Raw genomic sequence first — 9,763 nt, 5'->3', positions numbered from 1 at the left:
CTTAGGAGACGCTATTTGCTCCCGAATGGCTTCTTTGGAGTGGTTTCTCCGAAAATAGCTGCGTCTGAGACCGAACCTCTCCATGTAAGCGTTTTCCACACTGAAATAACGTCCCTGGAGACCGGTCGCTTAATCCACATTCCCAATATGTAAGGATGGAATACTAAGTGAAGTCCAGCTCTAAGCGCCGTGTCCCCAACTGTACTTTTTCCGTTTAGAAAACCCTGTACAGGCTAAATAGTACTATATCTTTATACAAAGAGGGCTGACAAATGGAAAAGACAGAGGCACGTCCATCTATTGATTTTAAAGTAATTCCTATTGTTGCTGTGCTGATGTCGGGGGCATTCATTGCCATTTTGAATCAGACACTCCTTGCTACAGCCCTTCCGCATATTATGGAGGATTTGGATCTGACGTCCAGCACGGTTCAGTGGCTGCAGACTATTTTCCTTCTTGTTAACGGGATTATGATCCCTGTTACAGCATTATTGACAGCGAAGTTTTCGACTCGTTCGCTGTATTTGTTTGCGATGGGGTTGTTTGGGGCCGGTACACTCATTTGCGCTGTTGCGCCCGGATTTACTGTTTTGATGGCCGGGAGAATCCTGCAGGGAGCAGGGGCCGGAATTATTTTGCCGCTCATTCAGACTGTTCTTTTTGTGATTTTCCCTGTTGAGAAACGGGGTCAGGCTATGGGGTTTTTCGGTTTGGTGATCTCTTTTGCTCCGGCGATTGGTCCTACCCTTTCCGGCTGGCTCGTGGATGAGTATTCCTGGAGAACCCTTTTTGAAGTCGTGCTCCCCATCGCTGTCGTTGATCTTGTTATCGCCTTCCTTGTTATTAAAAACGTAACGGAGCAGACTTCTCCTAAAATCGACTATCTTTCCATTGTGCTGTCGACCTTTGGCTTTGGCGGGCTTTTATTTGGATTCAGCAGCGCGGGCAATTCCGGGTGGAGCAGTCCAGCCGTACTGATCTCCCTTCTTGTAGGAGCAATCTCTCTGTTTCTGTTTATCTCCAGGCAGTTTAAACTTAAGGAACCGATTCTGGAGTTCAGCGTTTTTAAAAACCGGGTTTTCTCGGTCACGACTTCAATCGCCGCCATTGTTTTTCTGATTATGATTTCCAGTGCCACCATCCTGCCGATTTACATGCAGAATGCCCTTGGTTTTTCAGCTTTAAAGTCAGGCTTGATGCTCTTGCCGGGAGCCATCGTTATGGGAATTCTTTCTCCGGTTTCCGGAAGGCTTTATGATAAAATCGGAGCAAAAAAGCTGGCCATACCGGGGCTGATTATTGCTTCGGCAACTACCTTTATGCTCAGCAGCCTGTCAGCGTCTACTACCTTTGCATACCTTGCGTCTGTAAATGCTGTCCGGCTTCTTGGAATCGGGATGGTGATGATGCCTGTTACTACTGCCGGGCTGAATCAGCTTCCTCAGCATTTGATTTCCCATGGGTCAGCCATGAACAATACGCTCAGACAAATTGCCGGTTCCATCGGAACTGCCGTCCTGTTTACGATCATTGCTGCCTCCCAGTTCAGCGCTTCTGGAGAAGGGAAAGAAAACATGATCAGCGGAATCAATGCTTCGTTTATGGTAACCGGGTTCCTTTGTCTGTTAGGGACCATTCTCGCCTTCTTTATTAAAGAAAACCGGAAAAATTAAATAAGCACCCGGGCAAATGACCGGGTGCTCTAAATGTAAGGCTTATTTTTTGGATTGCTCGATCCATTCTTCAAGCTTTTCTTTCAAGGTGTTGAAGCCTTGAGCTGAGTCACCTGAAGAGTAGGAAGCAGCTGCTGCAGCCGGCTGTTTCTTTCTCGGCTGTTTTTTAACTTCAGTGCGCTCTGGAGCATCTTGTGTTGCACGGATGGAAAGGCTCATTTTACCGGCTTTTTCATCAATAGAAAGAACCTTTACCTGAACTTCTTCTCCAACTTTCAAATGCTCGTTAATATCTTTAACAAAGCTGTGAGTTACTTCGGAAATATGAACAAGTCCCTGAGTATCGCCATCAAGAGCAACAAAAGCTCCGTAAGGCTGGATGCCTGTTACTTTTCCTGTATATACGTTTCCAACTTCATAAGTGGCTGTCATCGTTAACACTCCTAAAAATTATTATTTCGGTCTACATAGATACGCAAGTAAAAATTATATCACAGGATAAAGCTTTTTGAAAGCCTTCTTATCATTAACTGTTTCCTGGAATTGATGGACCAAGAAATCACTTGGCTTTTTCCCGGTGGAGCTGGCTTCTGCAAACAGCCGCCGGGCCTTTCACATTTATTAGCCTGACCCGAAATGTAAAGACTAAACCCCCGGCAGTTTGAACGCTTACCGGGGGTTTTCATTGAATGGCTTTCTCACTAAGAGTCAGCCTTTATTTAACTGCTATTTTTGTACTTAACGGTGTCCCATCCTGCTTTGCGTGGAAGGTTTGCTTAGTGCCATCCCTTAAAAAAAGTTCGATCGCTACAGTGCGGTCTTCGTTAAAATTCTCCCTGATCAGATAAACTTCTCGCGAGAGCTTTTCCGCATCTGTTTGTTTCGATTTTCCCTTAAACTCCTCTAACGAAAGCCTCTTGTCGGTGAGCAGATAGGCTGTCTCCCAATCCTTTTTCTGCAATGCGTATAGATACACGCGCAGGAATGCGGTGGATTCTGTTACATTTAACCCTTTATAAGCAGCTTCAGGTTCCAACGCGGAAAGGCTTCCGGATTTTTTTATTTCCCCATACATTCCCTTCAGCTCACTGGTCAGAGGAAACAGTCTCACAGGGAAGGCTCCGTTTGGCTCAGCTGTTTTCAGCACCTGAGGAATGTCCGGGACAATTCCTGATTCCGGATCCTGCCCTTTTTCCAGCTCGCCTTGATTATATAAGTCTTCGTATGGTTTGACCGCCTGGAATGTTGCGGAGGATGCATGCTCACTTTTTATCCAGTCATAGCTCTTTAAGAATTCAGGGCTTCCCGGTTCATCATACAGCGGATAAAATCCTCCTGCAATGTATGCTGTCAGCAGTTCCTTATACTCCGATTTAACCTGATCGATTCTTCCAAAGTTCGGATGGTTCAGCACGTACTGTTCCATCTTGAGAAGCTGATTGGCTAGCTTGCTGTAGTCGTGCACTCCCCCTTCAGAAGAGAATGGTTCATAGAGCATCAGATCAAGCCATTCAGCTGCCTCCTTTTCCAGACTGCCCTCAAGCTTTGCAGAGGTCCAGCTGTAATCAGGCTGAATATTGATCATTCCTTCCCCTTCATGGAAAAACCGATAGCCGGCATTTCGAATTTCGCTGATAACCGGACGGATTTCTTCATCTCCGTAGGAACCGCTGTTCATTGATACCAGGGCTGCTTCGAAGCCACCCGATCCTGGTGCAGCATCACTTGCGATATTCTGCCACTTCTCTGTATACCATTCGAACATCTGATCCTGTTTAGCAAGCAGGAGAAGCAGTTCATCATTTGTAATGTTTTCTCCGGTTCTTTTCGTTTCCGCCAAACGATCCGCTGTATCAGCGATAGATGAAACGCGCGTATCGATCAAGGCTGTCAGCTTAGCATACTGGCGGTCGAGTTCCTTTTTATTTGCAAAAGGCTGTGATGAAAAAGCCTGGATTGAATCTTGTGCTTCCTGAACAAAAGGATAAAGCTCAGCATCTTCATTCCCGGTATCCGTTTTGAGCTCATTCAGCCGGTCTTTAAATAGCTGCTGAGCCTGTGACGTTTTTTCCTGGATTTCATTCTGTGAAGGAGGATTATTTTGCTGAACGAATGTCCCATTGTTCATTTCGCCCTGACCTCCAAGGATCTGAAATGCAAGCAGTCCTCCTGCAAGGAATACACCTGCAAACCCTGCAGCAGCAGGCAATTTGAGAAAACGCTGTTTTTTCTTTCCTTCTTTCTTGAACACTTTTTCTGCGATTTCTTTTGAGCCCGTGATAGCAGGAAGGCTGTTATATGCTGTTCCGAGCTGTGCGAGCCGTTCATCAAATTCTTTATCATCCATGTGTCTCACCTTCTTTCTTTTCGTACTCCTCCAGAGCCTTCTTCAAAAGCCCTTTGCCCCTCAGAATTCTTGTTTTCACAGCTGATAAAGTAAGAGAGGTAATTTCGGCTATCTCGTCATACTTTTTTTCATGAAAATAAAACAGGATGATCGGAATTTTATATTTGCTGTCAAGCTTCTGCAGGCAAATATGCAGCACCCGGTCTTTTTCATTTTTCAGAGCGATTGCTTCTGCTGCGGGGTACGGGTCATTCTGTTCACTCTGAAGTTTCAATACTTTTTTGATGGAGGAAGTCCGTTTCCTGCCGGCGTCTCTTGTTACGTTCAGTGTTATTTTATAAAGCCACGTTGAAAACTTTGATTTAGAAAATTGATCAAGAAACCGGTATACTCTGATAAAAACTTCCTGTGTAATATCATCTATATCGGAAGCGCGGTTTCCAAGCTGAAAAGCAAACCGTTCTACAACCGGTCTGTATATTTCCACCAGCTGCTGAAATGCTGTGGCACTCCCTTGCCGCGCTCTCTTAATCAGTTCATCCTCTTCCATCGCTAAGCCCCCCCTTTCACATATTTAACGGAATGCTGTTCACAAATGTTTCAAGAATTTAACATGGATGATACAAAAATAACGGCAAACAAAGCGGCATTTGCAGGATAAAATAATAGCAAAGGAGGGAGTTGTGATGAAACAACCCGGGGATCAGATTCGGTTCCACCGTGAACGTAAAGGCCTGTCTCAAAGGGAGCTTGCCCTTAAGGCGAGGGTTGGGCTTGAGAGCATCGAAAAATATGAGGACGGCAGTAAAATTCCGGATACAGCTGCTCTGATGAGGTTATCTACCGTCCTGGATTTACCGGCGTCCGTGCTTTCAGCTGCTCCTCATTCCCTGCTCGACCCGGAGCTTCGCTCACTCATTTTAGAAATCGGACCTGAAAAAGCTAAAGCCATTTTAAAAAAAGAAAAAAAAAATAAAAAGTGAATAAAAAAAAGGTTTAACGAAAAATAAGCGGGGGAATACTATAACCATCAAAGGCTTTCTAGTATTCCCCCCTTTTATTTTTTGACAAAGCGGTTTCCGCTTTGTCCTTTTTTTTGTTCTGCTATTTGCAGAAGCAGCCAGGCAAAGCCGTGCGCTGTCGGGCGCACAGCCGGCTGTTCAAGATACAGAATTAGAAGCTGTTCAGCGTCTTCCACTTCGATTGAAGTCCCTGACGGCGCTTCATGAAAGCACTCATGCGTTTCAGCGCCTCCTCGAGCTGGCTGAGAGACGAAGCATAGGAACAGCGAACATGGCCTTCGCCTGACGGTCCAAACACATTCCCCGGTACGACTGCCACTTTTTCTTCAAGCAAGAGCTGCTCGGCAAATTCCTCCGAGGAGAGACCTGAATACTCGATGGAAGGAAAGGCATAGAATGCGCCGCCCGGCATCTGACACGGATACCCTGCTTCATTGAGCGTTTTAACGAAATAGTTCCGTCTTCTGCGATAATCCGTTTTCATCCTCTGTACATCGTCTTCTCCATTTCTTAATGCTTCCAATGCCGCATGCTGGGACATGGTTGGAGCGCACATCATGGAATACTGATGAATTTTAAGCATCGCTTGCAGGATACGATCAGGAGCTGCAGCATACCCGAGCCTCCATCCTGTCATGGCAAATCCTTTCGAAAAGCCCGAAATCACAATCGTACGTTCCTTCATCCCATGAAGCTCTGCCATGCTGATGAATTCTTCATCATATGTAAGCTCTGCATAAATTTCGTCCGACACGGCGAGCAGGTCATGTTTTTGGATTGTTTCGGCAATCCGTTCCAGCTCTTTTTTCGTGTAGGAAGAGCCGGTAGGATTGCTCGGTGAACAAAACAGCACGGCCTTTGTTTTTTCCGTCACCGCTTTTTCAATCTGCGAAGGCAGTGTTTTAAACCCGCTGTTCAAATCTGATGGCAAATAAACCGGTATGCCCCCTGCAAGCTTTACTAAAGGTCCATATGCGACAAAGCAAGGCTCCGGGATAATGACTTCATCTCCCGGATTCAGGACCGCTCTAAACGCCAGATCAAGAGCCTGGCTCGCTCCGACAGTGACCAGAATCTCGTTTGCGGGGCTGTATACAGTGCGGAATTTCCGCTTCAGATAAGCACTGATCTCTTCTCTCAGCTCATACAGGCCTGCGTTGGCTGAATAAGACGTATAGCCGTTTTCCAGAGAAAGGATGCAGGCTTCTCTTATGTTCCATGAAGTAACAAAATCCGGCTCTCCGACACCAAGGGAGATGACTCCATCCATGTTTGCAGCCAGGTCAAAAAATTTTCTGATTCCGGAAGGCTTTAACTCAGCTGCATGGGAAGACAAAAATCTTGAGCTGTCCATTACGGGCTGACCACCATCCGTTTATCTTCTTCACCGGAATCAAAAATCCGGCCGTCATGCTTATATTTTTTTAAAATAAAATGGGTAGTCGTCGAGAGGACCGAATCAAGTGTTGAAAGCTTCTCCGAAACAAAGCGGGCTACTTCCGACATAGACCTTCCTTCAATGACGACACTCAAATCGTAAGCTCCCGACATGAGATAAACGGAACGGACTTCTTTAAAGCGGTAAATCCGCTCGGCAATTTCATCGAATCCGACTCCGCGCTTTGGAGCAACTTTTACATCGATCATCGCGGTCACTCCGCCTTCATGGCCATCCACCCTGCTCCAGTCTATAACTGCCGGATAAGCTAAAATAATTTTATCCGCTTCAAGCCTGCTGATGATCCGCACCGCTTCTTCTTCTGTAATATCTGCCATTTTTGCTAAAGAAGGCATAGAAAGCCGGCTGTTGCTCTCCAAAATTTCAAGGATTTCCGTTTCTTTTGCGCTCAGCTTCATACGAACCCTCCCAATATAAAATCTTCTGAACATTATAACATGATTCCGCCATTTAATGACTGAAGATTCTGTTTTCATTTTATGGAAGCGGGGTATTTTTTACATGAGTGAGTCCATTAATCAGGGACACAATAATAAAAAATCGGCCATAGCTGCTCCTGATACGGACAGGTAATGTGCCGGTTATTTCGAATACCTTTCACTAACAATCATTTGTGGAGTGTTGATTATGAGCCAAACGTTTTGTCATTCTACAATGAATCTGCAGGGTATCAATATTCATTACGAATTGTATGAGAAGCACCCGGGCAAACCGACCATGGTCTTGCTGCACGGCTTCTTGTCTTCTACCTTCAGCTTCAGAAAGCTGATTCCGCTTTTACAGGAGGAATTCCGGATTATCGCAGTGGACCTTCCTCCTTTTGGAAGAACTGAAAAATCCATCCGTTTTGTTCATTCTTACCGTAATATGGCTAAAGTCGTTATTGAACTTCTGGATGCATTGCAGGTAAAGGATGCCTTACTGGTCGGACATTCTATGGGAGGGCAGGTTTCCCTGTACGCTGTGAAAGAGCGGCCTGAAATGTTCAAAAAGGTCGTCCTTCTCTGCAGCTCCGGCTATATGAAGCGGATGAAGCACTATATGATCTGCGGATCATATGTCCCATATTTCTACCTATGCATCAAACACTGGATGCGCAGCCAGGGAGTTTTTAAAAATCTGTGCAATGTGGTGTATGATCATTCCATGATTGACCAGGAAATGATGGATGGATATATGCAGCCCTTTTTCGACGACCGGATTTTCATGGCTTTAACCAGGATGATCCGCGACCGGGAAGGGGATCTGTCTCAAGAGGATTTAAAAAGCATTGAAGTGCCGAGCCTTCTCATATGGGGACAGGAGGATAAAATTGTTCCCGTGGAAGTGGGAAGAAGGATGAGCAGGGACTTGCCGAACGCGTCCCTTTTCGAGCTCGCTCAAACCGGCCATCTCGTTCCGGAAGAAAGGCCGCTGCATGTGATGGACCGCATTATGAATTTTTCCCACGCATGAGTCAGAAGCCAGGCGCCTGTTAAATATGACGTCAAGAATCCGTTTATAAACAGACCCATTTTTGAGGGCCTCCGGCTCGGGGGCTGGGAACGATAGCTTGACGACGGGATAAAGAAAGCCGGCAGCAGCCGGCTTTTTTCCTGTCAGCAGCTTGCCTGGTTCTTGATTGAAAGCAGCTGGGCAGCTATTTTTAAACATTCATCTGCAGGGATCCATTTTTCAAATGAAAACTCGTAAATGGCCCTGATTTTTTCCGAAAGGACTTTAGCGTCGTCCTGTTCATGTACAGCCTGGACCACGTCCACTGCCTCTGTTTCATAGAACCCTTCTCCATAGTGCAAAGGATCCCATTTATTGAGCAGTTCCATCATTCGTTCATTCGCTGCCTGTGTCTCCATTTTGCATCATCACCCGTGCCTTATTTTTGCAAATTTATTTTAACACAATTACCATAAAAAGAAGAACTCTGTTATGAGGTGAAGAAAATGAGCCAATTTGATGCCCTAGTCGAACGCAGAAAATCGAATTCAGTAAAGTGGGATTTAACGAAAGAACTATTCGGAACTGATGATGTGCTGCCAATGTGGGTGGCGGATATGGATTTCAAAGCTCCGGAGCCGGTTCTTGAAGCTCTTGAGCGCCGGATCAGCCATGGGGTTTTTGGCTACTCTTCCATTAGTGATCAAACAAAAACCGCAATCCGAAACTGGGCGCGGGACCGGAACGGCTGGGACTTTAAAACAGAAGCCCTGCTTTTCAGCCCGGGCATCGTGACGGCTCTGAGCCTTGCCGTTCAGACGTATACAGAACCAGGTGATAAGGTCCTGCTGCAGTCTCCTGTTTACACCCCTTTTTTTGATATGGTAACGCGCAACAGCCGGAAGGTCGCCAACAGCCAGCTTTCCCTGAAGAACGGGCGATATGAGATTGACTTTGATGATCTGGCACGGCAAATGGCGGATCCTGATGTGAAGCTCATGCTTTTATGCAACCCCCACAATCCCGGAGGAAGGGCATGGACGAGAGAAGAACTTGAAAAAATCGGCTCTCTCTGCGAAGAACATGATGTCTTGATGGTGTCGGATGAAATTCATTCGGATTTAATGCTTTTTGGAAACCGGCATGTTTCGTTCGCTTCGATCAGCGAACGCTTTGCGGCACGGACTATCACTTGCTTTGCACCGAGCAAAACCTTTAATCTGGCAGGCCTTCAGGCATCAGTCATGGTCATCGAAAATGACTCGTTAAGAAGAAAAATGGACGAAACGCTTCACAGACAGGGCTTTTTCACATTAAATGCCCTTGGAGCTGCAGCACTTGAAGCCTCCTATACAGCCGGGGCAGAATGGCTGGAAGAGCTGAAAGCCTATCTCGCCCGCAATATGGACTATGCAATTGAATTCCTCGAGAAGGAAGTTCCAGGAGTAAAAGCCGTAAAACCGGATGCCACGTACCTTCTATGGATCGACTGCAGAGAACTCGGACTTGAAGACAAAGAAATCAAACACCTCCTGCTTCATAAAGGAAAAATCGCTCTGGAGGAAGGAGCGAAATATGGACCTGGAGGTGAGGGCTTCGTCCGGCTTAATGCAGGCTGCCCTCTCGAAACGTTGAAGGATGGACTGGAAAGAATAAAAACAGCCTTCAGCTGACTGCGAAAAGACGGCCGCCTGTGCGGCCGTCTTTTTATGCAAATTAGCAGGAATTTTATAGAATCCGGATTTTTTTCCATGCCGGCTGACAGCTCTGGCGACTGTTCCGGCCCAGTCCACCTGCAAGCCCTCCTGATCCTCTTTGTCCGCAGTGG

General features: G+C 46.2%; 10 protein-coding genes. 4 read left to right on the top strand and 6 right to left on the bottom strand.

From position 1 onward, the window contains the following. Positions 1-272 precede the first annotated feature (272 nt). Positions 273-1,673: an MDR family MFS transporter gene (locus GKZ89_RS19295; protein ID WP_155114038.1), complete on the top strand. Its 1,401-nt coding sequence runs from the start codon at positions 273-275 to the stop codon at positions 1,671-1,673. Between the two features lie 42 nt (positions 1,674-1,715). Here the strand turns inward: GKZ89_RS19295 and yugI are convergent, their stop codons facing one another. The 3 genes from yugI to GKZ89_RS19280 form a co-directional block, all read right to left on the bottom strand. Then, positions 1,716-2,105, bottom strand: a complete 390-nt coding sequence (yugI, locus tag GKZ89_RS19290; protein WP_155114037.1) for a S1 domain-containing post-transcriptional regulator GSP13 — start codon at positions 2,103-2,105, stop codon at positions 1,716-1,718. Between the two features lie 283 nt (positions 2,106-2,388). Beyond that, a complete protein-coding gene (locus GKZ89_RS19285) occupies positions 2,389-4,020 on the bottom strand; it encodes a hypothetical protein (RefSeq protein WP_155114036.1) in 1,632 nt (543 codons plus the stop codon). Then, positions 4,013-4,570 carry an RNA polymerase sigma factor gene (locus tag GKZ89_RS19280; RefSeq protein ID WP_155114035.1) on the bottom strand — a complete coding sequence of 186 codons (558 nt, stop codon included), beginning with the start codon at positions 4,568-4,570 and terminating at the stop codon, positions 4,013-4,015. Before GKZ89_RS19280 ends, GKZ89_RS19285 begins: the two co-directional genes overlap by 8 nt. A 136-nt stretch (positions 4,571-4,706) precedes the next feature. Here GKZ89_RS19280 and GKZ89_RS19275 point away from each other — a divergent pair, with 136 nt between their 5' ends. Beyond that, on the top strand, positions 4,707-5,003 hold the full coding sequence (locus tag GKZ89_RS19275) for a helix-turn-helix domain-containing protein (RefSeq protein ID WP_155114034.1): 297 nt from the start codon (positions 4,707-4,709) through the stop codon (positions 5,001-5,003). A gap of 190 nt (positions 5,004-5,193) precedes the next feature. On the opposite strand, the gene GKZ89_RS19270 is transcribed toward GKZ89_RS19275, so the two are convergent. Together GKZ89_RS19270 and GKZ89_RS19265 are read right to left on the bottom strand one after the other, a co-directional pair. Further along, positions 5,194-6,396 carry an aminotransferase gene (locus GKZ89_RS19270; RefSeq protein ID WP_155114033.1) on the bottom strand — a complete coding sequence of 401 codons (1,203 nt, stop codon included), beginning with the start codon at positions 6,394-6,396 and terminating at the stop codon, positions 5,194-5,196. Further along, positions 6,396-6,899, bottom strand: coding sequence for an Lrp/AsnC family transcriptional regulator (locus tag GKZ89_RS19265; protein ID WP_155114032.1), 504 nt, complete (start codon positions 6,897-6,899; stop codon positions 6,396-6,398). Before GKZ89_RS19265 ends, GKZ89_RS19270 begins: the two co-directional genes overlap by 1 nt. A 229-nt stretch (positions 6,900-7,128) precedes the next feature. Between GKZ89_RS19265 and GKZ89_RS19260 the strand changes: the two genes are divergently transcribed. Further along, positions 7,129-7,956: an alpha/beta fold hydrolase gene (locus GKZ89_RS19260; RefSeq protein WP_155114031.1), complete on the top strand. Its 828-nt coding sequence runs from the start codon at positions 7,129-7,131 to the stop codon at positions 7,954-7,956. A gap of 143 nt (positions 7,957-8,099) precedes the next feature. Here the strand turns inward: GKZ89_RS19260 and GKZ89_RS19255 are convergent, their stop codons facing one another. Continuing rightward, positions 8,100-8,354 carry a DUF1871 family protein gene (locus tag GKZ89_RS19255; protein ID WP_155114030.1) on the bottom strand — a complete coding sequence of 85 codons (255 nt, stop codon included), beginning with the start codon at positions 8,352-8,354 and terminating at the stop codon, positions 8,100-8,102. Between the two features lie 87 nt (positions 8,355-8,441). Between GKZ89_RS19255 and GKZ89_RS19250 the strand changes: the two genes are divergently transcribed. Further along, a complete protein-coding gene (locus tag GKZ89_RS19250; protein WP_155114029.1) occupies positions 8,442-9,608 on the top strand; it encodes a MalY/PatB family protein in 1,167 nt (388 codons plus the stop codon). The last annotated feature ends 155 nt before the right edge of the window (positions 9,609-9,763 follow it).

This window comes from Metabacillus mangrovi, from assembly GCF_009711125.1.
GTDB classification, from domain to species: Bacteria; Bacillota; Bacilli; order Bacillales; family Bacillaceae; genus Metabacillus_B; species Metabacillus_B mangrovi.
The sequence above is the reverse complement of the archived record's forward strand: the minus strand, read 5'-3'. Positions and strand labels throughout refer to the sequence as shown.

Excerpts from the sequence above, each read along its gene's own strand:
- GKZ89_RS19295 (WP_155114038.1), top strand. The coding sequence starts at position 273 with ATGGAAAAGACAGAGGCACGTCCATCTATTGATTTTAAAGTAATTCCT.
- yugI (WP_155114037.1), bottom strand. The coding sequence starts at position 2,105 with ATGACAGCCACTTATGAAGTTGGAAACGTATATACAGGAAAAGTAACA.
- GKZ89_RS19285 (WP_155114036.1), bottom strand. The coding sequence starts at position 4,020 with ATGGATGATAAAGAATTTGATGAACGGCTCGCACAGCTCGGAACAGCA.
- GKZ89_RS19280 (WP_155114035.1), bottom strand. The coding sequence starts at position 4,570 with ATGGAAGAGGATGAACTGATTAAGAGAGCGCGGCAAGGGAGTGCCACA.
- GKZ89_RS19275 (WP_155114034.1), top strand. The coding sequence starts at position 4,707 with ATGAAACAACCCGGGGATCAGATTCGGTTCCACCGTGAACGTAAAGGC.
- GKZ89_RS19270 (WP_155114033.1), bottom strand. The coding sequence starts at position 6,396 with ATGGACAGCTCAAGATTTTTGTCTTCCCATGCAGCTGAGTTAAAGCCT.
- GKZ89_RS19265 (WP_155114032.1), bottom strand. The coding sequence starts at position 6,899 with ATGAAGCTGAGCGCAAAAGAAACGGAAATCCTTGAAATTTTGGAGAGC.
- GKZ89_RS19260 (WP_155114031.1), top strand. The coding sequence starts at position 7,129 with ATGAGCCAAACGTTTTGTCATTCTACAATGAATCTGCAGGGTATCAAT.
- GKZ89_RS19255 (WP_155114030.1), bottom strand. The coding sequence starts at position 8,354 with ATGGAGACACAGGCAGCGAATGAACGAATGATGGAACTGCTCAATAAA.
- GKZ89_RS19250 (WP_155114029.1), top strand. The coding sequence starts at position 8,442 with ATGAGCCAATTTGATGCCCTAGTCGAACGCAGAAAATCGAATTCAGTA.